Below are 24319 nucleotides of genomic sequence, written 5' to 3'. Positions count from 1 at the left end.
GCATCATGCAAGCCAAGCCCCAAGCCATCCGTCGCGCCCTCCTGAGTGTTTCCGACAAGACCGGAATCGTCGAATTCGCTCGTGCCCTGGACGCCCGCGGCGTCGCCCTGCTGTCCACTGGCGGTACCTTCCGCCTGCTCAAGGACAACGGCCTTGCCGTGACGGAAGTGTCCGAGCACACCGGTTTCCCGGAAATGATGGATGGCCGGGTCAAGACCCTGCACCCGAAGATCCACGGCGGCATCCTCGGTCGTCGCGGCCAGGATGATGCGGTGATGGCCGAGCACGGCATCGACCCCATCGACATGGTCATCGTCAATCTGTATCCGTTCGCCGCTACCGTGGCCAACCCGGATTGCTCGCTGGAAGACGCCATCGAGAACATCGATATCGGCGGCCCGACCATGGTGCGCTCCTGCGCCAAGAACCACGCCCACACCACCATCGTCGTCAACGCCTCGGATTATGACCGCGTGATCGCCGAGATGGATGCCAATGACAACGCCGTCAGCGATGGCGCGCGCTTCGACCTCGCCGTAGCCGCCTTCGAGCACACCGCGGCCTACGATGGCGCCATCGCCAACTGGCTGGGCCAGCGCGTCGAAGGCGGCAGCGAAGGCCTGCCGCGTCAGTACAACGTCAGCCTGAGCAAGAAGCAGGACATGCGTTACGGCGAGAACCCGCACCAGCAGGCGGCCTTCTACGTCGAGGACGGTGCCACCGAGGCCAGCGTCGCCACGGCCGTGCAGGTGCAGGGCAAGGCGTTGTCCTACAACAACGTCGCCGATACCGATGCCGCCTTCGAGTGTGTCAAGGCCTTCGACGAGACCGCCTGTGTCATCGTCAAGCACGCCAACCCGTGTGGCGTCGCCATCGGCGAGTCTGCCCTGGCCGCCTACGAGCGTGCCTATCAGACCGACCCGACCAGCGCCTTCGGCGGCATTATCGCCTTCAACGTGCCACTGGATGCCGAGACCGCGCAGGCGATCGTCTCGCGTCAGTTCGTCGAGGTGATCATCGCCCCGGGCATCAGTGATGAGGCGGCGGCCATTGTCGCTACCAAGGCCAATGTGCGCCTGCTCGACGTCGCGGATGCCTGGGCGGCCGAGCGTACCGGCGGTCATGACTTCAAGCGTGTCACCGGCGGCCTGCTGGTCCAGGACCGCGACCAGGGCATGGTCGGCCGTGATGAGCTCAAGGTCGTCACCGAGCGTGCGCCGAGCGAGCAGGAACTCAACGACCTGACCTTCGCCTGGAAAGTCGCCAAGTTCGTCAAGTCCAACGCCATCGTCTACATCAAGGATGGCCAGACCATCGGTGTGGGCGCCGGCCAGATGAGCCGTGTGTACTCCGCCAGGATCGCCGGCATCAAGGCCGCCGATGAAGGTCTGGAAGTGCCGGGCTCCGTGATGGCCTCCGATGCCTTCTTCCCGTTCCGCGACGGTATCGACGCCGCCGCGGCAGCCGGCATCACTGCCGTCATCCAGCCGGGTGGCTCCATGCGCGATCAGGAAGTCATCGATGCGGCCAACGAAGCCGGCATCGCCATGGTATTCACCGGCATGCGTCACTTCCGTCACTGATCAGATGTCAGTACTTCAGTGGCATGCACGAGCACGGTGACTTGCACGAGCGTATAGACTAGCGCTCACGCAAAAGCCCCCGTCAGCGAATAATCGCTGGCGGGGGCTTTTTCATGCGCAGACGGCAAGGAACGAGGTCATTCGACCGGCAGATTGACCCAGCGCAGGAAGTTGTCGCGCGCAACATTGCGCGCCGCCTGTGGCGACAGCGCATCGAGGAAGGGCGTATAGCTGGCGAGGATATCGCCCACCGAGCCGAAGCGCCCGACCACGTCACTGCCGAGCACGAAGCGCTGTGGGAAGCGCTCGACCAGCTTGACCCAGCGCGCGCGCGGCTGCCCTTCATCGTCCAGCAGGTAGGGTTCCAGCACTGACCAGGACAGGTCGATATTCAGGTTGGGATAGGTTTCCAGCATGCGCTCGACCTCGCCGTATAGCCAGGTCATGCGCCCCAGACGGCGATTGAGCTCGGCACTGGTCCCGGCGTGCGCCCAGATGAAGGTCGTGTTCGGATTGTCGCGCACCGCACTCTCGAATTCCTCGAGGTACAGGCCCTCATGCCCTTCCCGTTTGCTGGTGATATTGGAATGGATCATCACCGGCAGGCCTTTCTCTGCCGCCAGCGCATAGACCTTCATCAAGGCAGGATGATTGGCGCGCGGCGTCTCGCCTTCGGTCAGACGCGTCAGATCATCATGGCGCGTGAAGACCTCCCCGATACCCTTCCAGAAGCCGGGATAGATCGCCATCAACTGGCGGATCTCGTCGGCGGCGTTCAAATCGGTGGGGTTGAAGCCGGTGATGAATGGCGAGAAACGCGCCTGTACCGGCTCGGGCGCGCGAGTCAGCGCCTCGGCCAGGATGTAATCGGTACCGGAATACCAGTAGACCGGCGCATCATCGCCCATGTAGTAACGTGGTTTCTTGGGTGCGTCCTGCTGCCATTTCTTGGCGACGCCGATGCCCGTGACCAGGGCGTGATCGACCTGCGCCTCGTCCATGGCATCCAGCAAGGCCCCCAGCCCCTCACCCTGCTGGAAGAAGTCCACGAAGTGCAGATGGGCGTCACTGTAGTGATAATCGCGCGTCTCGTCGGCTGACACGGATTCGAGAGCAGTCAGGCTGCCGGCAAGCCCCAGCAGCAACGCCAACGCCCCCTGGACGAGAGGACGCTGGCGGGCGCGGGCAGGACAAGAGGCCCTGGCAGGGAGAGAGGAACGGGCGGTGCGAGGGGCAAGCTTCAGCATGGGGAGCTCCGGGAAAAAGGTCGCTCGATTCTGCGGCGCATCCTCGCCACGCGCAAGCGGCTTCAGCCCGCCAGCGCCGCCCCGCTCATGGGATTTCGCGAGTCTGCCTCGCGCTCAGCTGCCTGCTGGCGGCGCGCGGTGACGCGATTCCAGACCTTCTCGTGGAAGAAGAAGGCGACGGTGTTGACCGCCGGCTCGACGATGGCGACCAGGCCGCCGACCACGATATCGCCGGTCAGCAGGTAGGTGACACCGAAGGCGATGGAGAAGTGCATGCTGGCAAAGGTCAATGTCTTGATCATGTTGGCTGCCCTCCGGGCGGTCTACTCAGCGAGACGCTGAGCCTCAGCGCGTCGCATGTCATGGGGTCAGGCAGCTGCGTGCTGCTTTGATGTACCAACAATAACGATTCTCAACTGCATGTAGAAATCACTTTGCACTACCTGGCTGATAAGCGTCAACTATCACGCGATTGAGCCGGCCTGAGGGCAGGGACTGCCAGCGGCATCGAGCGCGCCAGCTGCGGTCATATCCGCTAGAATGCTCTGCCGGTCTCTGGCGCCATTATCGGCCTGTCACCCGATGGCGCCGTTGTCACGATGGCCGGGCCAGCTTCACGCCCTTTTCCCTCTACCGCTGCTTCAAGGTTGCCATGACGCCGCCACTCGACCCCGATGCTCTCCAGACACTGCTCGAACGCCTGTCCGATGATGCCAGCCGCTGCTTCAACGAGGGCAAGGTCGCGGACTATATCCCGGCACTGGCGCAGGTTGACCCTGACCAGTTCGGCATCGCCGTCTGCCATGTCGATGGCCGTGTCCAGTACGCCGGCAGCGCGCATACTCGCTTCTCGATCCAGTCGATCTCCAAGGTACATGCGCTGGTACTGGCGATGCAGCGCCTGGAGAGCGACGAGATCTGGTCGCGCGTCGGCCGTGAACCCTCCGGCCAGGCGTTCAATTCGATCATGCAGCTGGAGGTCGAGAACGGCATTCCGCGCAATCCCTTCATCAATGCCGGTGCCTTGCTGATCACCGACCTGCTGGTGTCACGCATCGTCTCGATCCAGAACACCCTGCGTGAGCAGCTCAGGCGTCTGTCCGGCAGCGACGATATCGGCTTCGATGAAAAGGTCGCGCGCTCGGAAATGGACCACAAGGCACGCAATGCCTCGCTCGCCTACCTGATGCAGGCCTACGGCAATGTGCATTCCGACGTGGATGACCTGCTGGATACCTACTTCCACAGCTGCTCGGTGTCGATGAACTGCGTGGAACTGGCGCGCAGCTTCGCCTTCCTGGCCAATCGTGGCGTCAATCCGCTGGATGGCAAGGAAGTGGTCTCGCCGCTGGAGACACGCCAGCTCAATGCGTTGTTGCTGACCTGCGGGCTTTACGATGCGGCAGGCGACTTCGCCTGGCGAGTGGGGCTGCCGGGCAAGAGTGGTGTCGGCGGTGGCATCATCGCCATCCTGCCGGGACAGATGAGCATCTGCGTCTGGTCACCACGCCTGGACGGCTATGGCAACTCGATTGCCGGGCGGCATGCATTGGAAGGGCTGGTGGCGGGAATGGGGCTTTCGCCATTGGGGTGAGACGTGAGGGTTGAGGTACGATAGCCGAGATCCGGCCATAAAAAAGGGCGAGTCGCGTCCGCCACGCCACTCGCCCTGTCTTCAATCCTTGAAGACTATCACCACAGGTCCCGCTCTTTGACTGTAGCGTAAATAAGCATATCCACAAGTAAGAGAATGCCGACAAAGCACATCTGTCTTTGGCCCTGATCTGCGCCAAAAGACCGCGACATGCCACTTTGGTCTGACATTTATAGTGCCATCGACCCTCGAGACCCTCCCTCTCTACGACCAATGACTTGTGCGCCTCTTGACGCGAGATTGCCCTCCTCTCGTCCATGCCGCTCTCTCATCAGCAACGAAAGGTCGCTCTCATCAGCAGAGCAGATTCCATGGGCGAGTTGCAGGCATACTCGGCGCAGACAGGTGGGAGAAATGCACGGTATGAAAAAGCCCGCCCGGATTCCCGAGCGGGCTTTTTGCCAGTTGATGGCGTGTCCGATCATTGCCTTGAGCACTGGCCATCAAACGGCGATGCAAGGTTCCAGGAGGCAAAACTCAAGGTTGCAAGGCTCACGCAAGGATCATCCGCGCAAACCCGTTGACGATGAATCAGCCAAGCGAAAGACACAGATACTTGGTTTCCATGTACTCCTCGAGGCCATACTTGGAGCCTTCACGGCCCAGCCCCGATGCCTTGGTGCCACCGAAGGGCGCCGCGGCGTTGGAGATCAGCCCGGTATTGATGCCGACCATGCCGTAGTCCAGCCCCTCCGAGACGCGCCAGACACGCTTGAGATCCGTGCTGTAGAAATAGCTGGCCAGACCGAACTCGGTGTCGTTGGCCATCTCGATGGCCTCTTCCTCGCTCTCGAAGGGGAAGATCGCTGCCAGCGGGCCGAAGGTTTCCTCACGGGCGACCTTCATCTCCGGCGTCACCTGCGAGATCAGGGTCGGCGTGAAGAAGCTGCCCCCCAGCGGATGCGGATGGCCGCCCAGCAGCAATTCGGCACCCTTGTCGAGGGCATCCTGCACGTGCTCAGTGACCTTCTCGACGGCGTCGCCATCGATCAACGGGCCGACCTTGACGCCCTCTTCCAAGCCATTGCCCACGGTCAGCTCGGCGTTCATGGCGGCAGCCAGCTTCTCGCTGAAGGCATTGACCACGCTGGACTGCACCAAAAAGCGATTGGTGCAGACGCAGGTCTGACCCGCATTGCGGAACTTGGCTGCCATCGCGCCTTCCACCGCCGCATCGAGATCGGCGTCTTCGAACACCAGGAAGGGCGCATTGCCGCCAAGCTCCAGCGAAATCTTCTGGATATGCTGAGCGGCATTTGCCATCAGGCCACGCCCGACTTCCGTGGAGCCGGTAAAGGTCACCTTGCGCACGATGCTGGAATCGGTCATCGCCTTGGCGATGTCCTTGGCCGAGCCCGGCACGACGTTGAAAACGCCGCGCGGCACGCCAGCGCGTTCCGCCAGCACCGCCAGCGCCAGTGCCGAGAACGGCGTCTGGCTGGCCGGCTTGACCACGATCGGGCAGCCTGCGGCCAGCGCGGCACCCGCCTTGCGGGTAATCATCGAGGCCGGGAAGTTCCATGGCGTGATCGCCCCCACCACTCCGACCGGCTGCTTGAGCACGAGGATGCGTTGATCACGCTTGGCGGCGGGAATGGTGTCACCGTAGACCCGCTGCCCCTCCTCGGCGAACCAGCGCAGGAAGCTGGCCGCGTACTGGATTTCACCGGCGGCTTCGGCGAGGGGCTTGCCCTGCTCCAGCGTCATGATCTGCGCCAGATCATCCTTGTGCTCCAGCATCAAGGCATACCACTTCATCAGGATGTCGGCGCGCTCAAGCGCAGGTGTTTCCTTCCAGTCGGTGAAGGCATTCTGGGCGGCCTCGATGGCACGCTGGGTCTCGGTGTACCCCAGTCGAGGCACGCGACCGATGATCTCACCGGTGGCAGGATTGTCGACCTCGATCTGCTCGCCGGAATCCGCGGCTACCCAGCCACCGTCGATATAGGCAAATGGACGAAACAGACTGGTATCGTTGAGATGTTCCATGAAGACTCCAGAAGCATGCGTGGGGGTCGAGGCAGCCGCTGTCACTTGACCGGACTACTCAAGACTAACCTGATATAGCTTAGATGCGGGCATGGTGCTAGATCCACAACCCTGCCAGTACGAGTACCACGATGGCCAGCCCGACGAGCCACCAGCGCTTGCGCAGCGCCGACCTGGCAGCGTTGGATGTGGCCCCGGGGGACTCGCTCTCGGGCGGCATCGAGACGACTCGACGCGCCTTCTGCTGCTTGATACGCGCATTGAAGACCTGCACTGCACGCCCGTCGCGCACCTCGAAATCGACGGCCACTCCCGGTCCCGGCAGACCTCGCCCGCGCCAGCCGAACAGATCGAAGGCGTGCTCACCGCCCTTCTCGTCCCGAATGGTGCCTTGTTGTTCTGCATCATCGAAATGGATGATTTCCCCGATCACGTCATGTCTCCCGACTCTCCTGGCTTACGCGCATGACTTTCTCGATATGTGAGCTTCTCGACACCTGAGCTTCTCAACGCCTGCCCCGACTGACTAATCATGCGCTTCGCGACTGTCCGACAGGGTGACGGACACCGAGTCCGAGAAGCGCAAGGCATGCGGCTTGTCGATCTCGACCTGCGCCGTCAGCACCTGTTCATGCGCCATCACGATATCCAGCACCTCACGAGTCATGCGTTCGAGCAGCGCGAAGCGCCCTTCCTCGACATGGCGGATCAACTGCTTGGTGATGGTGCGGTAATTGAGCGCTTCACTGATGTGATTGAACTGCACGGCGCGAGCGGCTCGGTAACGGATCACCACATTGATCACGACATCCTGGCGGTTCTGGATCTCGTCTTCATTGATCCCGATATAGGTTCTCAGGCGCAGATTCTTGATGCGAATGGTGGCGAGGTCGTGATCGAGATGTTCATCGTGCAAGGCATGCATCGGCATCGGCAGGAACTCCTGAACAGGGAAACGCGCGAGATGACTCCAATACAACAACGCCGCCTCGAAAGGCGGCGTCATCACTCTGCTGTCAGCTGACCAGCGTCAGGAATTCCTGGCGAGTCGGCTGATTGTCGCGGAAGGCGCCCAGCATCACGGACGTCTTCATGCTGGAATTCTGCTTTTCCACCCCACGCATCATCATGCACATGTGACGCGCTTCGACCACGACGGCCACACCACGTGCACCAGTGACCTGCTGAACGGCCTCGGCGATCTGTTTGGTGAGGTTTTCCTGAATCTGCATGCGACGCGAATACATGTCGACGATGCGCGCGAACTTGGACAGACCAAGCACCTTGCCAGACGGCAGATAGGCGATGTGGCACTTGCCGATGAACGGCAGCAGGTGATGCTCGCACATCGAGTAAAGCTCGATGTCCTTGACCAGCACCATCTCGTCCGTCTCGGAGGTGAAGACAGCGCCGTTGACGATCTCCTCCAACGACTGTTGATAGCCATGAGTCAGGTACTGCATGGCCTTGGCCGCGCGCTTGGGCGTATCCAGCAGGCCCTCACGCTCTGGATCCTCACCCAACGAGGTGATGATCTGGCGGTAGTGGTTGGCAATCTCTTCGGTCATCCGTCTGCCTATGGTATCGGTCAGGGGCGCGTACGAGCGCACGCACAGCAGGGGTAAAGCACAAAAGTCATACAAAAGCGATCAGATGGCAAGAAATCGTATAACTTCGTGTTCAATGTCAGGGCCAGATTCTACCTCAGGCGTGCCGTCAACGCAGGTCTGTTCACACGATTGTCGTATCCGTGCAACACATGCGCCCCCATCGGTAACCGATGGGGGCGCATGAAGGGACGATGTCACTCACTTCGCCAATGGGGCTCAAGCCTCGCGACGACCTTCAGGTCATGTCACGACTGCCAGCTCTTGTCACGACTACCAGGCCATGTCGCGATTGCTAGGCCAGCCAACGCGGCGCAGACAGCGCGACGCGCTGCTGTTCCAGGCTGCGAATGTGGTCGTCCCAGTAGCCCAGGCTCGCCACGTGGGAGAAGGCCTGCGGGAAGGCGGGGTCCGACCAGCGCCGCACCACCCAGGCGCTGTGACGCACCATGCGCAGTGAGCGCAGGGTCTCGACCCACTTGAGCTCGCTGCGATTGAACTCACAATGCTGCTCGTAGCCCTCCAGCACCTCGGACAGCTGCATGTGCAGCTCCGGGTCGCTCTGACCGGTCAACAGCATCCACAGGTCCTGCACCGCCGGGGCGCTCAGGCAGTCATCGAAGTCGACCAGCGCGAAGCTGTCATCACGCCCCAGCATGTTGCCGATGTGGCAGTCGCCGTGGGTACGAATCAAGGCGCTTTCCGGCCAGCTCTGCTCCGCAATCAACGGGCGCAATGCCTCGATGACGCGCTGGTAGCTGTCGCGCTGGCGCTCACTCAGCCAGTCAGAGGCCAGCACGCTGGCGCAGCTCTCTTCCAGAATCCGCAGCGGCGAGAGCGTCTCCCGCTCGCGAAACGCGCTCTTGCGCCCCACTGCGTGCACGCGGCCGATCAGCTCACCCAACTGATAGAGGTGCTCGGCAGATTCGAGCTCCGGCGCGCGCCCCACCACATGCGGGAAGAGAGCGAAGTCGAAGCCTTCGAACCGATGCAGCGTCTCGCCGGCTTCGTTGGCCCACGCGGGGGCGCCCGGGACACCGGCCTCATCCAGCTCGGCCAGGAAGGCGTGCTCCTCGAGAATCTGAGCACGGCTCCAGCGCTCGGGGCGATAGAACTTGGCCACCCAGCGGCGTCGATCATCATCGGCGAGATGGTAGACACGATTCTCGTAACTGTTCAGCGCGAACGGCTCGCCGGGCAACCAGAAGCCCAGCGATTCGACAGCGGCCACGACACGGTCCGGCGCGAGAGCATCGAAGGGATGAAAACGCGTGTCTCCATGGCCCTCTGGCGCGGATGTCGTCGACCAGGTGTTGCCATTGGAGCGCGCATCCAACTCGCGCGAGGTGCCAAAAGATTGCGTGTCATCGGGGGAAACAGGATCAATAGGCATGGCAATTCCTCGGGCATGGACCAGCAAACGGCTGCCGGACCTTGCATGCTATGAGATTAGCCCCTCTGCACGCCAGTCTTCTGCCTGATTGACCCCGCCTGCCCGCTGAGTTCAACGCCCGCTTGGAGGTTGAGCCCTGGCGGCACATGTCGTGCGGATCACCTTCATGTCGCGTTTGCAGGTCACAGCACCCCGCGCGTGGACAGCGGAGTCCGCGCCAGCACGCAGGCATCGACCTCACGCGCACCGGCTCGCAGGCAGGCCTGAGCGAGACTGTCGAGCGTCGCACCACTGGTCATGACGTCATCGATCAGCAGCACGTGCCCGGGCAATAGGCCGTCAATGTCATAACGCCCACGCTGCGCTTTCAGACGCCCGCGCCTATCCCGCAGGCGCTGATCCGGCGCTGCCCTGGCCACCGCGACAGACGCCTCGTGCGGCATGCGTCTGTCGCGCACCCGCGCCATATCGCGCTGATGGCCGGCGATGACCGGTGTCAGCCCGCGACACAGCTCCGCCAGCGCATCATGGCCGCGCTGGCGACGACGATAGGCGTCAGCCGGCACCAGCAGCACTGCCCCGCAGGGGTGCGCCTGAAGCCAGTCGCGGCAGAAGTGCGTCAACTCACGCTGCATGAGTTGGCGAAGCAGTCGCCCAGCGCGGCGCTGATGCTGGTCCTTGTAGCGCTGGAACAGCCCCGCCAGCAACCCTTCATAACGCAGCGGCGCAAAGCAGCGTGCAAAGGCAGGCGGTGACGACAGGCACCGCGCACAGGCCTGCTGACTCAAGGCCAGTGAGGCCACAGGCTCAGCACAGCGCGGACAGGCATGCTGATTGCGCGCGATGCTCGCCTCGCAGGCGTCGCACCACTCGCGGCGCGATGACAGCTCTCGCTCATCAGGCGAACCACTCTTTAGAGAGAAAAATGACTGGGGAGGTGAAACTGAAGCGCTCTGCCGTTCGGTCACGCCGGGCATGGCCGTCGTCAGCTGACGTTGACAGAAGGCACAGGGTCGCGACAGTTGCCAGTGGTCAACCAGCAAAGTTCTCATCGTTGACAGCGCCTGCGGAAACTCTATCATCTCAGTTAACCTGACTTTACTCGATGCGTTGACTGACCACTTGCCAGCTCGGCTGCCGACTCCCGGACTCACCCACGGATGAACGGCCCAGCGCGCTCTCGCTCTGCCCGCCTGATGAAGGACCTCAAGCTCATGACCGTAGAAGCCTCCCGCGTGACCACACAAGCCACGAATATCCCTGCGCCTGGCGATGACAGCGTGATACGCCATGACTGGAGTGTCGCGGAAATCGAGGCGCTGTTCGCCCTGCCCTTCAATGACCTGCTGTTCCGTGCCCAGCAGGTGCACCGCCAGCACTTCGATCCGAATGCGGTACAAGTCTCCACCCTGCTGTCCATCAAGACCGGCGCCTGCCCGGAAGACTGCAAGTACTGCCCGCAGTCCGGCCACTACAACACTGGCCTGGGCAAGGAAAAGCTGATGGAGATCCGGAAGGTGGTCGAGCAGGCGCGTGCCGCCAAGGACGCCGGCGCCAGCCGCTTCTGCATGGGCGCGGCCTGGAAGAGCCCACGTGAGCGTGACCTCGAGGTGGTCACCGAAATGGTGCGTCAGGTGAAGTCACTGGGACTCGAGACCTGCATGACGCTGGGGATGGTCGATACCGATCAGGCCAGGAAGCTCGCGGATGCCGGCCTCGACTACTACAACCATAATCTGGACACCTCACCGGAATACTACGGCGAGATCATCACCACGCGCAGCTACAGCGAGCGCCTGGATACCTTGGCCAGCGTGCGCGAAGCCGGCATGAAGGTGTGCTCCGGCGGCATCCTCGGCATGGGCGAGACCACCACCGACCGTGCCGGCCTGTTGCGTCAGCTAGCCAATCTGGAGCCGCAGCCGGAATCGGTGCCGATCAACATGCTGGTCAAGGTGGCGGGCACGCCGCTGGAGAATGTCGATGACCTCGATCCCATCGAGTTCATCCGCGCCATCGCCGTGGCACGCATCATGATGCCGAAGAGTCACGTGCGCCTGTCCGCCGGCCGCGAGCAGATGGACGATTCCACCCAGGCACTGGCCTTCCTCGCCGGCGCCAACTCCATCTTCTATGGCGAGCGCCTGCTGACCACCGGCAACCCGCAGGCCAACCGTGACCGCGAGCTGTTCGAGCGCCTCGGCCTGCACCCGGAGACCCGCCAGGAAGTCGCCAGTGACGAAGTGCGCGAGGCCGCCCTGAAGGCCGCCATGGAAGAAAAGGCACGCGCCAATGTCGAGGGCAGCCTGTTCTATGACGCCACGCGCGAGGCGACGCCCGCCAGCAGCGAAGGCCAGGTGCGCGAACGCAAGCCCTGCGGCTTGGTGGTCTGATCGCTCGTGGCCACCGAAACGCCCATCAGCGCGCGCTCCAACTCCCGATCCAGCGCAAGCTTCACGCATCTGGAGGACCTGCTCACTCAGCGTGAGCGGGTCGGCCGCTATCGCCGGCGCCTGACGCTGGATTCGCCACAGGGGCCCCACGTCAGCCTCGCCGGGCAGGTAGTCGATGCAGAGCCGCGCCCGCTGCTCAACTTCACCGCCAACGACTATCTGGGGCTGGCCAACCACCCGGCGCTGGTCGAAGCCGGCTGTCGCGCGGCGCGTGACTTCGGTGTCGGCAGCGGCAGCGCTCACCTGGTCAATGGCCACCAGCGCGCTCACCACCAGCTGGAGGCTCGCCTGGCCGAGCTGACCGGGCGACCACGCGCGCTGCTGTTCTCCACCGGCTTCATGGCCAATCTGGGCGTGATCGATGCGCTGGCGAGTGCCTCGCGCGAGGCCGGTCGCAGCCTCGAGATCTTCCATGATCGCCTCAATCACGCCAGCCTCCTCGACGGCGCACGCCTGGCGTCCTCCGGCACCACTGCCGTACGCTCGCGTCGCTTCCACCATCGCGATCTTGAAGACCTCGAGCGCCAGCTGGCGCGCTCCCGGGCCGATGACAAGCTGGTGATCAGCGATGGCGTGTTCAGCATGGATGGCGACTGCGCCGATATCGCGGGCCTGAGCCAGGCCTGCGCCCGGCACGGCGCCTGGCTGATGATCGACGATGCCCACGGACTGGGCGTGCTGGGCGAGCATGGCGAAGGACTGGTCGGGCGCGATACCCCGCTGGCTGACGTGCCGGTATTGGTCGGCACCCTGGGCAAGGCGCTCGGCAGCAGCGGCGCCTTCGTCGCCGGCAGCGATGCGCTGATCGAGAGCCTGATCCAGCTGGCACGCCCCTACATCTACACCACCGCGCAACCGCCGCATGTCGCCGCCGCTAGCCTGGCGGCGCTGGAAATCGTCGCGCGCGAGCCGCAGCGCCGTGAGCGATTGCAGGCGCGTGTGCAGCAGTTCCGTGAGGGTTGCACGCATCTGCTGGCGGGCAGTGGTCTCGCGCTCGGGCTGTCGCCAGCCGACATCAATGATTCACCCTCCATTCCGCTGACCCCGATTCAGCCGCTGATTCTGGGCAGCGAAGCGCGGGCCTTGGCCTGGAGCGCGGAACTGCGCGAACGCGGCGTACTGGTCTCGGCCATCCGTCCACCCACGGTGCCCGCCGGCAGCTCGCGCCTGCGCTTCACCTTCTCCGCCGAGCACACGGCCGAAGATATCGCGGCACTGCTTGAGGCTCTCGAAGCGGTACTGACAGCGGAAAAGGCCCAGCCCCGCTCCGTCTCCCCAACCATCAGCTCAGAAGGAGTCACGCCATGACGCTGACTCGTCTGGTGCTGTTCAGCGGCTGGGGCATCGATGCGCGCATCTGGCAGCCCTTGATCACCTGCCTGCACGCACGCCTCGCTCACGTCACTGAAACGGATGATGAGGCAAATGACGGGGCAGATGATCAGACAGAGAGCCGCCCGCTGGAGGTCATCACGCCGGACTGGCCAGAAGAAGGCCCGCAGGCCGAGTCACGGGCAGGCTCAGAACCGACTGCCTCGCACTCCTCACTGGGCGGCGCCGATACCCTGTGGCTGGGCTGGTCGCTGGGCGCCCTGCGGGCCGAGGCGCTGGCGAGAGAGCAAGCGCCTGCCGCCCTTGTCTCGCTGGCGATGGGGCCAAGCTTCATCGACCAGGCCGCAGCGGAGCAGACGCTCCCCGCCCTGGCACCTGAGGTGCTGGAGGACTTCCGCGCAGCCTTCGCGCGCAACCCTGCCGCCAGCTGGCAACACTTTCTGCGCTGGCAGGCCAGTGGTGAGGCCTCTGCACGTGACTGCCTCAGACACTTGCGCGAACTGATCGGTCGTCACCCAGTCAGTCGCGAAGCGGTGCTCGCGGCAGGACTGTCGGAACTGGCCAGCCGCCAGATGTCGCTGGCGCCTCAATCAGAGCTACCGCTCGAGTTCTGGCTCGGCAAGCAGGACCCGCTACTGGCACCGGGCCTGAGTGCGGCGCTGCGCGCGCAGGGTCAGAGGGTTGCGGAATTCGAGGGCGGCCACTGCCTGCCATTGAGTGCGACCGAGGCGCTTGCCGATGCCCTGCTCACACGCATGGGCCTCGCCACCCACCACGCCACACGCATCAGCGAGGAGGCCTGAGATGTCGATTGCCGTCAGCATGCCTCCTGCAAAGCCTGCAACGCCACCGCTCACGCCAACATTTACGCCTACCACGAGCCGTCAGCAGGTTGCCCGCGCCTTTGATCGCGGCGCTGCCGACTACCTCACACTGGCGCAGGCGCAGCACGCCATGGCGGCCACCCTGTTCGCCTCGCTCCCTGAGCGGCTGCCGCCCGCCGCGCGTGTGCTCGATCTCGGTTGTGGGCCCGGACATTGGACCCTCGAACTGGCGCAGCGCTACTCCGGGGCTTGCTGCATGGGGCTGGATCTCTCGCTTGAGATGCTGCGTGAAGCCGCACGCCAGACAAGCGAGCTTGCGATTGGCAGCCCAGAACGTCTGCACTGGCTACGCGCCGATGCCGAGCGCCTGCCACTGGCCGATGCGAGTCTGGACCTGGTGTTCTCGAGCCTCGCCGTGCAATGGTGCGACAGCCCTCGGCAATGGCTCGCGGAACTGTCACGCACCTTGAAACCCGGCGCTCGAGCGCACATCAACACCTTGGGGCCCGGCACCCTCAAGGAAGTACGCCACGCCTGGCAGCGCGCAGATGATTCCGTGCGTCACTTCCCCAGCGCCGCCCACCTTGCACGCCATGCCCAAGCCGCCGGGTTGCGCTGCCACTGGCAGTTACGCCCGCGGGTATTTCACTATCCCGATGTCGCTGCGGTCATGGCCTCGATCAAGGGCATCGGGGCACAGACCGCCACTGGCCGGCGCCTGACACGTGCCGAGGTACAGCAGGCCAAGGCGCGGCATGAAACCTTGCGTACCGCGAAGGGATTGCCTGTAAGCTATCAAGTCATTGAACTTGAGCTCGAAAAACCGATCAGAATTGCGTACGAATAACACTGACACTTTGCTTGAAGGCAATTACCTGCCTCGCTCGGATACAATGAAAACTGATATGAAAACCGCGGACAGCTCGTCAGGGGACACTGCTCCGCCTGCGCGAGCCGAACATGGCATCGCCGCCTTCGTGACCGGCACCGATACCGAAATCGGCAAGACCTTCATCGCCAGCGCCCTGCTGGCACGCGCTCGCCTGCGCGGCCTGACCACGCTGGGCCTCAAGCCCGTGGCCTCTGACTGCTTCGAGAATCACGATGGTCTGGTCAACGCCGACGCCCTGTCATTGCAGGCGCAGTGCGAACCAGAAGCGGATTATGAAAGCATCAACCCCTGGCGCTTTGCGCCGGCCATCGCGCCGCACATTGCCGCACGTCAGGTAGGAGTCAGTCTCGAGGTGGCGAAAATCGCCGCGCATGTGCGGGACCAGCGAACAAGCGCACCGCGCGACCTGCTACTGGTGGAGGGCGCTGGCGGCTGGCGGGTACCGCTGAGTGACGATGAGGACTTCTCGGACCTGGCCATCGAGCTGGGCTTGCCGGTGATTCTGGTCGTCGGGCTGCGCCTAGGCTGCATCAATCATGCGCGCCTGACGCTTGAGGCCATCGAGCGCGATGGGCTGGAAATCGCCGGCTATGTCATCAACCATCTGGAAGCGGATATCGAGGTCAGCGAAGACAACATGGCAACCTTGTCACGCACGCTGCGAGCCCCCTGTCTGGGGGTCGTGCCGTGGATGTGCGATGAAGACCTCTCCAATACACGCCACGCCGCCGAGCGCGCCGCCAGCTATCTGCAACTGCCCTGCGGGCTGGAATCACGCAGCGTGCATGTCGTGCCGGAGTGAGTCAGTGAAGTTGCAGCACAAGGCGGGGAAATTCAGGGGATAATCGACACAAGCGATTGACTTGAAAGGCATCACAGGTAAAATGCAGCCCTGCTTCTCGCGGAAGTGGTGGAATTGGTAGACACGCCAGATTTAGGTTCTGGTGCCGCAAGGTGTGGGGGTTCGAGTCCCCCCTTCCGCACCATCAGCAAGCCTTTGTTGATGCTCCCCAGCTGCCTCGCGCAGTCAGCAAGCCCTCCCGCTTTTGCCTGTCGTGCATGCGTCGTGTCATCTGACGCCTTCTGCACCCATCATCATTGTCAGTGACTTCCTGTCGGTTGCCATATCCGTTTCACGCCCGCACTCTGCGTCAGCCTTCCTTGCAAACAACCTGCTCTACGCTCTCCTGCTCTGCGTTCCTCTGCCTTGCGCCCTCCGGACGATCCGCGGTGCGGCATTCGTGCGTCTGGACACACCTCAGCGTCGTCTCAGGCTGTCCTGCAGGTTGGCCAGGCTGACACGCGCCTGATCCAGCAACAGCTGGCGCTCTTCACGGTCATGGTGCGCGGCATGCGCCGCGGCGAGCTGCAGGTTCACGTATTCGATTCCGCTGGCGAAACGATAGAACTCGCGACGCGAGGCCACCTGCCGAAAGGCGTCGAGCAGCGAGGGATCAAGCGCCAGCCGCTCACCACGCGCAACGTCTGGCTCCGCCTCCACCAATGCCGATAGCAGTGGTTGCACGGCCTGATTCCATCCCTCTCTGCGCGGCCGCCAGCGTCCGAACCAGAAGCCGATGAAACCGCCGATGCCAAGGCCGCCCAGCCCCCATAACCATTCCCACTGCATGCTGGTGCCTCACTGCGTCAGAGCGAATCCCGAGGGTCATTGCCTCATCCTGGCGCAGTATACCCAACAATGAGCGCTCTCATGCTCAACGTCCGAGATATTTAATAAAATCCTAATAAAAAGACATCTACGCTCATTGCGCACGGGCGCCCAGCACGATGATGGCGCTGCCCGCTAGGCAGACCAGTGTTCCCAGCAGGTCCCAGCGACTGGGCAATTGCTGCTCGACCAGCCACAGCCAGGCCACTGACGCGGCAATATAGACACCGCCATAGACGGCAAAGGCGCGCCCGGCGTGACTGACGTCGACCAGTGAAAGCAGCCAGGCGAACAACGCCAGGCTGAGCATGCCGGGAATCAGCCAGGCGGAGCTGCGCTCCAGTTTCCACCAGGCCCAGAAACTGAAGCAGCCAGCGATCTCGGCGAGCGCCGCCAGCGGATATATCCAGAGAATCGACATCGATGAGTCTCGTGTGAGATTGGCAGCCTTGGGTAACAGCGCCATGAAAGCTGTCGGTATCAGGCGACTCCCGCACCCCGTCAAAAGCCGCTAGGATGAATTAGCGGACAATCCATGGACAATCACGGCCGATGGATTCCCTGTCCGTCTCTCCGCATTGACCAAGCCAGGATTGGCGCCGTCTTGCTGCGCATGATATCGCGCAGTGACTCGATAACAAGGAACCCCACGATGACTCGGCAACGACTGATCATCAACCGCCTGGATGCTGACCGCCTCCAGCGCCTGATCGACGCTCAGCAACATGATGATGAGCTGTCCCTTCGCCTCGAAAGCCGCCTGATCCAGGCAGAGATCGTGCCCCCCGATGACTTCCCCGAAGACCGCGTCAGCATGCGTAGCCGCCTGCGCCTCAAGGGGTCTCGCTCCGGCGATAGCGAGCTGACACTGCACTATCCGACCCCGGAGGATGGTGAGTGCATGCCCCTGTGCAGCCACCTGCCACAACCTGAAGAGCAAGAGACCTCACTGGCACTGTGCATCATGTCGCCGCTGGGCATCGCGCTGCTGGGAATGGCGGTTGGCGAGCAGATCACGCTGCCCCGGGAAGATGGCCAGAGCGACATCATCCGCCTGGAAGCCATCCTGCATCAGCCGGAAGCCTGCGGTCATTTCCACCTCTGAAGGGCCAATGCCGCTTGATTCACACCAGAAAAAAGCGCCAGGTTCGACAGTCTGCCTGCGCTGACACAGGCTGGCAGCACGGCAATACGCTACGCTGACAGGAGCCAGCAGGGTTGCCGGACCCTGCTGGCTCACGCCATTGCTCCTTGACATAACACGCCATCGATCCCGCTGCGCACCTGCGCACGCGGGCATTTTCAATGTCTGTCTGGAGAATGCCTCATGGGTATATTATCGCACCCTCATGTCAAGGCAGGCGCTCACCAGCGTCTGCATGAAGCACTCGAGCACTACGCGGCCAGTCATCAGCATCGTGAAAACATCCGTATGCACCTGGTCTGCGTGTCTGTCATCTTCACTGCCAGCTTGATCCTGTTGTGGAGACTGCTCGGGGGGCAGGGGCTATCGAGCGAACCGGGGCTGGGTCTGTGGATACTGCCCGGTGGCGTGATCACCCTCGCGGTCCTGGCCGTCTATGCGCGCTTCTCTCTCAAGGTGCTTGGCGTGATGGTCGCCTGGACTCTGGCAAGCCTGGCGCTGATGTCCGTGATGCTCGGGCTCAACTGGCCGGTGACACCCATGATGCTGGCAGCCTTCGTGGTCGCCTGGATCGGTCAGGGCGTCGGCCATCGTATCGAGGGCCGCAAACCGGCCTTCCTCGATGACCTGCGTCAGCTGCTGATCGGCCCGCTGTTCGTGCTGGTCGAGCTGTTCCCCGCCATGCGTGACTGGCTGCTGAAGCAGGATGAGCCCACCGAGCGGTCATGAGCGGCCAGTGGGCATGCAAGCTTGCCGACACGGCCCGATGGACAGGGATTCCGACAACACAAAAAAGCCCAGCGACCTGACACGGTCGCTGGGCTTTTCATTGGACGCTCTGACGGTCACGGTGCCTTACGTCATTGCGTCTTGCGTCTTGCGGCTTGCGGCTTGCGTCATTGCTCCGGCGCGAAATCCTCGAGGCTGAAGGCCATCAATGGCGAGGCGCCAGCACTGATCTGGGCTTCCAGGGCGACGGCGCGCGGCAGCACGCGTGCCACGAAGTACCCCCCGAGTGCCAGCTTGCGGCGATAGAAGCCCTCACCACTGGCCCCCGCTTGCGCCAGTCCATGCGCCGCAGCACGCGCCATGCGCAACCACAGATAGCTATAGACACACAGCCCCGCCAGATTGAGGAAGTCACAGGCCGCCGCGCCCAGCTCTTCCGGATTGTCATCGGCGCGGGCCAGCAACTGCTCGGATACTCGCTCCAGACGCGCCAGCTCCGTCTTGCAGGCCTCGGCGAACGGGCGGGTCCGGGCGTCGTCGGCCTCACGCTCAAGCTCGGCTCGCACCAGGGCGGCAAAGCTCGCCACATGGGCGCCACGGTTGCGGTAGAGCTTGCGCCCGACCAGATCCATCGCCTGGATACCGTTGGTGCCTTCGTAGATCATCGCGATGCGTGCATCGCGCACGTACTGCTCGGCGCCCCACTCCACGCAATAGCCATTGCCACCATAGAGCTGCTGCGCCATGACGGTGGCATCGAAGCCACGGTCGGTCAGCAGCGCCTTGGCGATCGGCGTCATGAATTGCACCAGCGCATCCGCGTCGGCCTTCACCGCGTCATCGGCGTGATATTTGACGCGGTCCAGCTGCTGGCCCACGAAGACGGCAAAGGCGCGCCCGGTCTCGTTCCAGACGCGCACCTCAAGCGCCATGCGGCGCACGTCAGGATGCACCAGAATCGGATCGGCCGGCTTGTCGGGCACCTTGGCCCCAGTCGGTGCCCGGCTCTGCAGGCGCTCGGCGGCGAAGTCCATCGCGCTCTGATAGGCCACCTCGCCCAGCCCCAGCCCCTGCAGACCGATGGAAAGACGCTCGTAATTCATCATGGTGAACATCGCCGCCAGCCCCTGATGCGGCTCACCGATCAGCACGCCTTCGGCGCCGTCGAAGTTCATCACGCAGGTCGCGCTGCCCTTGATGCCCATCTTGTGCTCGATGGAGCCACAGCTGACCGCATTCGGTGTCGTCGGCTGGCCGTCGGCATCAAGCAGGTGCTTGGAGACCAGAAACAACGAGATGCCACGCGTGCCCGGCGGCGCATCCGGCAACTTGGCCAGCACCAGATGCACGATGTTGTCGACCATGTCGTGCTCGCCGCCGGTGATCCAGATCTTGGTGCCGGTGAGGCGATAGCGCGGCAGCCCCAGCAGCGGGTCATCGTCCTCGAGGGGTTCGGCACGGGTACGAATCAGGCCGAGATCCGTGCCGCAATGCGGCTCGGTCAGACACATGGTGCCCAGCCAGTCGCCGGCATACATGCGCGGCAGAAACACCTGCTTGACGGACTCCGGCGCGTGACTGTCCACCGCCAGACAGGCACCGGCATTGAGCGCCGGATAGAGCGCGAAGCTGGTATTGGTGGCGTAGAGCATCTCTTCAAAGGCCACGGTGAGCATCTTGGGCATGCCCTGACCACCGTATTCAGGATTGCCGCCCAGCCCCATCCAGCCGCCTTCGGCGAGTACCCGATAGGCCTCCTTGAAGCCCTTAGGTGTCGTGACGTGGCCGTTCTCGAAGCGCGCGCCCTCGGCGTCACCGCTCAGGTTGAGCGGCAGCAGCTCGGCCTGGGTCACGCGCGCACCTTCCTCGAGAATCGCCTCGGCCAGCTCGACATTCACCTCTTCGGTGGCTGCCATGCCCGCCCATTCCTGCTCGGCGGCGAACACCTCATCGAGAATGAAGCGTGCATCCTTGAGTGGCGCCTGATACTTGGCCATATCACTGTCCTCACTGGCTCATGTGCTTAGGGCTTTCGCGAAAGATTTGCCTCTCACCCCGTGATGAGCGACGGGCTTCGCTCAGCAGATTTCAAACGATTGCTTGAAACAATAGGCGCAATCAGATGCCACGTCATCTCGACCTTGGCCCAAGAGCCGCCCAGCCATGCGCCAACGATGGTCAGGCCAACGACCACCAGCCCTTCCGTGACCAGCGACACAACGCAAGACGCCGCCCCGGGGTTACCGAGGCGGCGTCTTGTCACTGCGCATGGCGCTGCTTTTTTCGTTTCTACGCCTTCGTTTCCACGACGGTCGCGCTATACCGATACCACATTGGCCAGCGGCGTCGGGTGCTTGCCATCTTCCCACCCCAGACTGCTGTTGGCATTCGGCGAGAACCACTTGAGCGAATCGTGCAGCTTGACCACATTCCCGACGATGATCAGCGTCGGCGGCTTGAGGCCCTGACCGGCGATCTGCGCCGGCATGTCCGCCAGCGTTGCCACATGCACACGCTGACGCGCGGTAGTGCCCTGCTCGACCAGCGCGATCGGCGTGGTCGCCGCCAGACCATGGGCGATCAACTGCTCGCAGATCAGCCCCAGGCTGCCGAGCCCCATGTAGAAGACCAGCGTCTGGGCCGGACGCGCCAGCGCCTCCCAATCCAGGTCACAGCTGCCATCCTTCAAGTGGCCGGTGACGAAGCGCACCGACTGGGCGTGGTCGCGATGGGTCAGCGGAATACCCGCGTAAGCCGCGCAACCGGAAGCCGCCGTGATGCCCGGCACAACCTCGAAGCTGATGCCGGCGCCGGCCAGGGTCTCGAGCTCTTCCCCGCCGCGCCCGAAGATGAAGGCGTCACCGCCCTTCAAGCGCACCACGCGATGCCCGGCGCGGGCGTAATCCACCAGTGCCTGATTGATGCCTTCCTGGGGCACGCTGTGATCGCTGCGCGCCTTGCCGACGTACAGGCGACGCGCCTTTGGCTTGGCCAGCGCCAGAATCTCGTGACTGACCAGGCGATCATGAATGATGACATCGGCCTGCTGCAGATGGCGCAGCGCCTTGAGCGTCAGCAGCTCCGGATCACCCGGCCCCGCGCTGACCAACGCCACCTGGCCATGCGTGCCCGTGAAGCGGTCCTCCTCCTTCACGGGCAATACCGCCTCGCCGGCCACCAGACGCGGCGGCAGGCGCACGCTGGAGTCCCGGGGGTGGCTCGGCGCGAACACCATCACGTGCTGCTCGCGCGCATGACGCAGGATGCCGCGATCACGTCCTTCGCTGCCGGTGGCGACCAACCATAGCTGGCCGGGGGCCGGCACGGGCAACAGGGTATCGGCAACCTCCCAACCTTCACGACCACACAGGGTCTCCAGCATCGGCATGCGGGCATCGCCGTAGACACACAGGTCTGCACCGAGACCGGCAAAACGCTCGGCCAGCGCGACAGCCTCCTGGCCGCCACCAATCAGGCACAACTGGAGTCGTGAGGGATCACAGGAGAGATTGAGAAATTCCATGAGGCACATCCACAAACGCGGCGAGGCTGGGGAGCAGCCTTCGATGGGTCGTATTTTAGAGCATAAGAACTACTCTCTAAAATAACCAATAAGAATAACAACCCTGATGCTACGTTGTAGTCACGCAGAGGAAATACCGAGTGAGGGAATCACGAGTGGTGCGATCGGGCAAGGCCTCTGTCTGCGCGATAAACGAAGGCCCCCGCTTCCCATGGGAAAGCGGGGGCCTTGTCGCGAGAATCCACTACGGCGATTCACGCATCTCAGACGTTGATGGTTTCCACTCCACCCATGTAGCCACGCAGCGCCTGCGGCACAGTGATGGAGCCATCGGCATTCTGATGGTTTTCCAGCACGGCGACCAGACAACGGCCCACGGCCAGACCGGACCCATTCAGGGTATGCACCAGCTGCGGCTTCTTCTGCCCTTCGACACGCACACGCGCCTGCATGCGGCGCGCCTGGAAGTCACGGCAGTTGGAGATGGAGGAGATCTCGCGGTAGGTCGCCTGGCTCGGCAGCCAGACTTCCAGGTCGTAGGTCTTGGCGGCGGCAAAGCCCATGTCGCCGGTGCACAGGGTCACGGCACGGTACGGCAGTTCCAGCGCCTGCAGGATGGCTTCGGCGTGGCCGCGCATCTCTTCGAGGGCTTCGTCGCTCTTCTCCGCCGCGACCACCTGCACCATCTCGACCTTGTCGAACTGGTGCTGGCGAATCATGCCGCGAGTATCCCGGCCATAGGCACCGGCTTCACTGCGGAAGCACGGGGTATGGGCGGTGAACTTGAGAGGCAGACTGCCGGCATCGATGATCTCGTCGCGCACCATGTTGGTCAGCGGCACTTCGGCGGTCGGGATCAGGAAGAAATCACGATCGTCGTTGAGCTTGAACAGGTCTTCCTCGAACTTGGGCAGCTGGCTGGTACCCATCAGGGAATCGCGGTTGACGATATACGGCACGTAATATTCTTCGTAGCCATGCTCCAGCGTCTGCTTGTCGAGCATGAACTGCACCAGCGCACGGTGCAGGCGCGCGATGGAGCCATGCATCACGGCGAAGCGTGAACCAGTGATCTTGACCGCCAGCTCGAAGTCCAGCTGGCCCTTGAGCTCACCGAGGTCGACGTGGTCGCGCACGTCGAAATCGAATTCACGCGGCGTGCCCCAGCGGTGCAGCTCGACGTTGTCGCTTTCATCAGCGCCTTCCGGTACTTCGACGTCCGGCAGGTTCGGCAGGCTGGCCGCCATGGCGTCGGCCTTGGCCTGCAGCTCATTGAGCTCGGACTTGGCGGCGTCGAGACGCTCGCCCAGATCACTGACCTCTGCCAGCAGCGGCGCGATGTCTTCGCCGCGTGCCTTGGCATTGCCGATGGACTTGGAGCGGGTGTTGCGCTCGTTCTGCAGGGATTCCGTCTCGACCTGCAGGTCACGGCGGCGCGCTTCCAGCGCGGCAAAGGCTTCGGTATCCAGCTGATAGCCACGACGTGCGAGGCGCTCGGCAGTCGCTTCAAGATCAGCGCGCAGAAGTTTCGGGTCCAGCATGTGGGAAGGCTCTCTCGTCGGATCACTCAGGCCGCATCGCGGCGCGGAAAGGTCATGCGACCTAGTCTACCTCAGCCATGCCCTGCTTCGCAGCCGCCCAGGCGACAGGATGGCGCACGCGGCGACGGGGATCACAGCAGGACGCGTGCGATCTTCATGCCCAGCGCGACCATGCCCAGACACGCCACCACACTGACGGCGACATAGACCAGCCCCGCGAGCATGCGTCCGCTCATCATCAGATTGAGCGCCTCGAGGGCAAAGGTGGAGAAGGTGGTGAAGGCACCGGTGAAGCCGGCCACCATGATCGCCTGCCAGACGGGGGCCAGCTTGAGCTCCTGGGTCACCCAGATGAACAGGAAACCCATCAGGCAGCTGCCGATCAGATTGACACCGAGGGTCCCCCACGGGAAACCGCGCCCCGCGGCGGCGACGATCCAGCCACTGACAAGATATCGTCCCAGCGCCCCGATGGCGCCGCCCGCTGCTACTGCCAACCAGGTCCCCATGTGCCTTGTATGCCCCATTCTCGATTCAATGCGAGTGAGCGCTGGGCAACGCCAGCGTTCGGCCGCCCGCCACTCTGGCACCCGAGGGTGCCGCCTAGCGCTCCATTGTAGGAAAATCGCCAGCCACGGGGAATCCACGACTCACGAAAGGCAGGTTGAACAAAGCACGACACCCGCGATGCGCCTCCTGACCAATGGGTATCGCGGGTGTCTGAGGGTGGGAGGTAGTG

Annotated in this window: 23 protein-coding genes and 1 tRNA gene; 10 read left to right on the top strand and 14 right to left on the bottom strand. The window is 63.2% G+C overall.

What is annotated here, in order from left to right:
* Positions 1-5 precede the first annotated feature (5 nt).
* A complete protein-coding gene (purH, locus tag AC5WNJ_RS03890; RefSeq protein WP_495930431.1) occupies positions 6-1583 on the top strand; it encodes a bifunctional phosphoribosylaminoimidazolecarboxamide formyltransferase/IMP cyclohydrolase in 1578 nt (525 codons plus the stop codon).
* A 137-nt stretch (positions 1584-1720) separates the two neighbouring features.
* Here purH and AC5WNJ_RS03885 read toward each other — a convergent pair whose 3' ends face one another.
* Complete coding sequence (locus tag AC5WNJ_RS03885) at positions 1721-2830, bottom strand: amidohydrolase family protein (protein ID WP_253062412.1); 1110 nt, start codon at positions 2828-2830, stop codon at positions 1721-1723.
* 62 nt (positions 2831-2892) lie between these two features.
* Positions 2893-3132, bottom strand: a complete 240-nt coding sequence (locus AC5WNJ_RS03880; protein WP_176676366.1) for a DUF2061 domain-containing protein — start codon at positions 3130-3132, stop codon at positions 2893-2895.
* Positions 3133-3482: 350 nt separating this feature from the next.
* Here AC5WNJ_RS03880 and glsB point away from each other — a divergent pair, with 350 nt between their 5' ends.
* Positions 3483-4424, top strand: a complete 942-nt coding sequence (glsB, locus tag AC5WNJ_RS03875; RefSeq protein WP_054555045.1) for a glutaminase B — start codon at positions 3483-3485, stop codon at positions 4422-4424.
* Between the two features lie 591 nt (positions 4425-5015).
* On the opposite strand, the gene AC5WNJ_RS03870 is transcribed toward glsB, so the two are convergent.
* From AC5WNJ_RS03870 to AC5WNJ_RS03845, 6 genes are all read right to left on the bottom strand, one after another.
* Complete coding sequence (locus AC5WNJ_RS03870; protein WP_176676365.1) at positions 5016-6473, bottom strand: NAD-dependent succinate-semialdehyde dehydrogenase; 1458 nt, start codon at positions 6471-6473, stop codon at positions 5016-5018.
* Between the two features lie 97 nt (positions 6474-6570).
* A complete protein-coding gene (locus tag AC5WNJ_RS03865) occupies positions 6571-6906 on the bottom strand; it encodes a hypothetical protein (protein WP_495930430.1) in 336 nt (111 codons plus the stop codon).
* 93 nt (positions 6907-6999) lie between these two features.
* Positions 7000-7404 (bottom strand): dihydroneopterin triphosphate 2'-epimerase, encoded by a 405-nt coding sequence (folX, locus tag AC5WNJ_RS03860; protein WP_175088383.1) that lies wholly within the window; start codon positions 7402-7404, stop codon positions 7000-7002.
* An 85-nt stretch (positions 7405-7489) separates the two neighbouring features.
* Positions 7490-8041 carry a GTP cyclohydrolase I FolE gene (gene folE, locus AC5WNJ_RS03855; RefSeq protein WP_176676363.1) on the bottom strand — a complete coding sequence of 184 codons (552 nt, stop codon included), beginning with the start codon at positions 8039-8041 and terminating at the stop codon, positions 7490-7492.
* Between the two features lie 334 nt (positions 8042-8375).
* Positions 8376-9473 (bottom strand): serine/threonine protein kinase, encoded by a 1098-nt coding sequence (locus tag AC5WNJ_RS03850; RefSeq protein WP_495930429.1) that lies wholly within the window; start codon positions 9471-9473, stop codon positions 8376-8378.
* A gap of 182 nt (positions 9474-9655) precedes the next feature.
* Positions 9656-10276 carry a ComF family protein gene (locus AC5WNJ_RS03845; RefSeq protein ID WP_495930428.1) on the bottom strand — a complete coding sequence of 207 codons (621 nt, stop codon included), beginning with the start codon at positions 10274-10276 and terminating at the stop codon, positions 9656-9658.
* A 411-nt stretch (positions 10277-10687) separates the two neighbouring features.
* On the opposite strand from AC5WNJ_RS03845, the gene bioB reads away from it, so the two are divergent.
* From bioB to AC5WNJ_RS03815, 6 genes are all read left to right on the top strand, one after another.
* On the top strand, positions 10688-11866 hold the full coding sequence (gene bioB, locus AC5WNJ_RS03840; protein ID WP_495930427.1) for a biotin synthase BioB: 1179 nt from the start codon (positions 10688-10690) through the stop codon (positions 11864-11866).
* Between the two features lie 6 nt (positions 11867-11872).
* The gene (locus tag AC5WNJ_RS03835) at positions 11873-13234 is read left to right on the top strand and encodes an aminotransferase class I/II-fold pyridoxal phosphate-dependent enzyme (protein WP_495930426.1); all 1362 of its coding nucleotides are present in this window, start codon (positions 11873-11875) and stop codon (positions 13232-13234) included.
* On the top strand, positions 13231-14061 hold the full coding sequence (locus AC5WNJ_RS03830) for an alpha/beta hydrolase family protein (protein ID WP_495930425.1): 831 nt from the start codon (positions 13231-13233) through the stop codon (positions 14059-14061). The genes AC5WNJ_RS03835 and AC5WNJ_RS03830 overlap by 4 nt, the downstream gene beginning before the upstream one ends.
* Position 14062: 1 nt before the next feature.
* On the top strand, positions 14063-14929 hold the full coding sequence (locus AC5WNJ_RS03825; protein ID WP_495930424.1) for a methyltransferase domain-containing protein: 867 nt from the start codon (positions 14063-14065) through the stop codon (positions 14927-14929).
* Between the two features lie 58 nt (positions 14930-14987).
* A complete protein-coding gene (gene bioD, locus AC5WNJ_RS03820; protein WP_495930423.1) occupies positions 14988-15776 on the top strand; it encodes a dethiobiotin synthase in 789 nt (262 codons plus the stop codon).
* A 99-nt stretch (positions 15777-15875) separates the two neighbouring features.
* Positions 15876-15960: transfer RNA gene (locus AC5WNJ_RS03815), tRNA-Leu, on the top strand.
* A 272-nt stretch (positions 15961-16232) separates the two neighbouring features.
* On the opposite strand, the gene AC5WNJ_RS03810 is transcribed toward AC5WNJ_RS03815, so the two are convergent.
* Positions 16233-16604: a hypothetical protein gene (locus AC5WNJ_RS03810; RefSeq protein WP_495930422.1), complete on the bottom strand. Its 372-nt coding sequence runs from the start codon at positions 16602-16604 to the stop codon at positions 16233-16235.
* Positions 16605-16737: 133 nt separating this feature from the next.
* Positions 16738-17064 (bottom strand): YnfA family protein, encoded by a 327-nt coding sequence (locus tag AC5WNJ_RS03805; RefSeq protein ID WP_495930421.1) that lies wholly within the window; start codon positions 17062-17064, stop codon positions 16738-16740.
* A gap of 231 nt (positions 17065-17295) precedes the next feature.
* Between AC5WNJ_RS03805 and AC5WNJ_RS03800 the strand changes: the two genes are divergently transcribed.
* Positions 17296-17748, top strand: a complete 453-nt coding sequence (locus tag AC5WNJ_RS03800; RefSeq protein ID WP_495930420.1) for a GreA/GreB family elongation factor — start codon at positions 17296-17298, stop codon at positions 17746-17748.
* A gap of 222 nt (positions 17749-17970) precedes the next feature.
* Positions 17971-18516 (top strand): Mpo1 family 2-hydroxy fatty acid dioxygenase, encoded by a 546-nt coding sequence (locus AC5WNJ_RS03795; protein ID WP_495930419.1) that lies wholly within the window; start codon positions 17971-17973, stop codon positions 18514-18516.
* 167 nt (positions 18517-18683) lie between these two features.
* Here the strand turns inward: AC5WNJ_RS03795 and AC5WNJ_RS03790 are convergent, their stop codons facing one another.
* From AC5WNJ_RS03790 to crcB, 4 genes are all read right to left on the bottom strand, one after another.
* Positions 18684-20513, bottom strand: coding sequence for an acyl-CoA dehydrogenase C-terminal domain-containing protein (locus AC5WNJ_RS03790; protein WP_495930418.1), 1830 nt, complete (start codon positions 20511-20513; stop codon positions 18684-18686).
* 320 nt (positions 20514-20833) lie between these two features.
* Positions 20834-22039, bottom strand: a complete 1206-nt coding sequence (gene cobA, locus AC5WNJ_RS03785) for a uroporphyrinogen-III C-methyltransferase (protein WP_495930417.1) — start codon at positions 22037-22039, stop codon at positions 20834-20836.
* 263 nt (positions 22040-22302) lie between these two features.
* Positions 22303-23580: a serine--tRNA ligase gene (serS, locus tag AC5WNJ_RS03780; RefSeq protein ID WP_495930416.1), complete on the bottom strand. Its 1278-nt coding sequence runs from the start codon at positions 23578-23580 to the stop codon at positions 22303-22305.
* A gap of 131 nt (positions 23581-23711) precedes the next feature.
* Entirely contained in the window at positions 23712-24089 is a 378-nt protein-coding gene (gene crcB / locus AC5WNJ_RS03775; protein WP_495930415.1) for a fluoride efflux transporter CrcB, read from the bottom strand.
* Between the last annotated feature and the right edge of the window lie 230 nt (positions 24090-24319).

The sequence above is a fragment of the Cobetia sp. PDI-23MA genome (assembly GCF_059507735.1).
The sequence above is the reverse complement of the archived record's forward strand: the minus strand, read 5'-3'. Positions and strand labels throughout refer to the sequence as shown.

Excerpts from the sequence above, each read along its gene's own strand:
- crcB (WP_495930415.1), bottom strand. The coding sequence starts at position 24,089 with ATGGGGACCTGGTTGGCAGTAGCAGCGGGCGGCGCCATCGGGGCGCTG.
- AC5WNJ_RS03810 (WP_495930422.1), bottom strand. The coding sequence starts at position 16,604 with ATGCAGTGGGAATGGTTATGGGGGCTGGGCGGCCTTGGCATCGGCGGT.
- glsB (WP_054555045.1), top strand. The coding sequence starts at position 3,483 with ATGACGCCGCCACTCGACCCCGATGCTCTCCAGACACTGCTCGAACGC.
- AC5WNJ_RS03800 (WP_495930420.1), top strand. The coding sequence starts at position 17,296 with ATGACTCGGCAACGACTGATCATCAACCGCCTGGATGCTGACCGCCTC.
- bioD (WP_495930423.1), top strand. The coding sequence starts at position 14,988 with ATGAAAACCGCGGACAGCTCGTCAGGGGACACTGCTCCGCCTGCGCGA.
- serS (WP_495930416.1), bottom strand. The coding sequence starts at position 23,580 with ATGCTGGACCCGAAACTTCTGCGCGCTGATCTTGAAGCGACTGCCGAG.
- AC5WNJ_RS03795 (WP_495930419.1), top strand. The coding sequence starts at position 17,971 with ATGGGTATATTATCGCACCCTCATGTCAAGGCAGGCGCTCACCAGCGT.
- AC5WNJ_RS03825 (WP_495930424.1), top strand. The coding sequence starts at position 14,063 with ATGTCGATTGCCGTCAGCATGCCTCCTGCAAAGCCTGCAACGCCACCG.
- AC5WNJ_RS03885 (WP_253062412.1), bottom strand. The coding sequence starts at position 2,830 with ATGCTGAAGCTTGCCCCTCGCACCGCCCGTTCCTCTCTCCCTGCCAGG.
- folX (WP_175088383.1), bottom strand. The coding sequence starts at position 7,404 with ATGCCGATGCATGCCTTGCACGATGAACATCTCGATCACGACCTCGCC.
- folE (WP_176676363.1), bottom strand. The coding sequence starts at position 8,041 with ATGACCGAAGAGATTGCCAACCACTACCGCCAGATCATCACCTCGTTG.
- AC5WNJ_RS03790 (WP_495930418.1), bottom strand. The coding sequence starts at position 20,513 with ATGGCCAAGTATCAGGCGCCACTCAAGGATGCACGCTTCATTCTCGAT.
- AC5WNJ_RS03850 (WP_495930429.1), bottom strand. The coding sequence starts at position 9,473 with ATGCCTATTGATCCTGTTTCCCCCGATGACACGCAATCTTTTGGCACC.
- AC5WNJ_RS03880 (WP_176676366.1), bottom strand. The coding sequence starts at position 3,132 with ATGATCAAGACATTGACCTTTGCCAGCATGCACTTCTCCATCGCCTTC.
- AC5WNJ_RS03830 (WP_495930425.1), top strand. The coding sequence starts at position 13,231 with ATGACGCTGACTCGTCTGGTGCTGTTCAGCGGCTGGGGCATCGATGCG.
- purH (WP_495930431.1), top strand. The coding sequence starts at position 6 with ATGCAAGCCAAGCCCCAAGCCATCCGTCGCGCCCTCCTGAGTGTTTCC.
- bioB (WP_495930427.1), top strand. The coding sequence starts at position 10,688 with ATGACCGTAGAAGCCTCCCGCGTGACCACACAAGCCACGAATATCCCT.
- AC5WNJ_RS03805 (WP_495930421.1), bottom strand. The coding sequence starts at position 17,064 with ATGTCGATTCTCTGGATATATCCGCTGGCGGCGCTCGCCGAGATCGCT.
- cobA (WP_495930417.1), bottom strand. The coding sequence starts at position 22,039 with ATGGAATTTCTCAATCTCTCCTGTGATCCCTCACGACTCCAGTTGTGC.
- AC5WNJ_RS03870 (WP_176676365.1), bottom strand. The coding sequence starts at position 6,473 with ATGGAACATCTCAACGATACCAGTCTGTTTCGTCCATTTGCCTATATC.